Source organism: Cupriavidus gilardii, from assembly GCF_008801915.1.
GTDB lineage: Bacteria > Pseudomonadota > Gammaproteobacteria > Burkholderiales > Burkholderiaceae > Cupriavidus > Cupriavidus gilardii.
In genome coordinates this window covers 1-432 of the sequence record NZ_VZOV01000111.1, presented here as the reverse complement: position 1 = coordinate 432, position 432 = coordinate 1, and the positions used below count along the sequence as shown (strand labels likewise).

Sequence of the window (432 nt, the reverse complement as noted above, 5' to 3'; positions counted from 1 at the left end):
CAGGGCGACCTCACGGACGAGCAACGCGAACGCGTCGCCTCGCTGACCGACGAGTGGCGCCACGGCAAGATCGAACGGGGCTTTTCGATGGCCCTGAATCGGGTGGGGGATCCGGCGGACTACCGCACGGTGATCCTCGTGGCCTACTCGCCCGACGGCTCCCCCATCGGCCTGCTCTCCTTCGTGCCGTGGGGAGGCAACGGGCTGTCCCTCGACGTCATGCGGCGCGCCCCCGGGGCCCCCAACGGCACCACGGAATTCATGATCGTCAAGATGATGGAGGAGGCCGAAGGCCTGGGTGTCGGCCGGGTTTCCCTGAACTTTGCGATGTTCCGCGAGACTTTCGCGCGTTCCGAGGAGCTCGGGGCCAACCCGCTGACCAAGTTTGGGTCCTCGGTCTTGGGGGTTCTGGACCGATTCCTGCAGCTCGAG

At 66.7% G+C, this 432-nt stretch carries 1 protein-coding gene; it reads left to right on the top strand.

From position 1 onward, the window contains the following. Positions 1-432, top strand: a 432-nt coding sequence (locus F7Q96_RS26700; protein ID WP_151023678.1) for a phosphatidylglycerol lysyltransferase domain-containing protein, incomplete at both ends; no start/stop codon positions are given.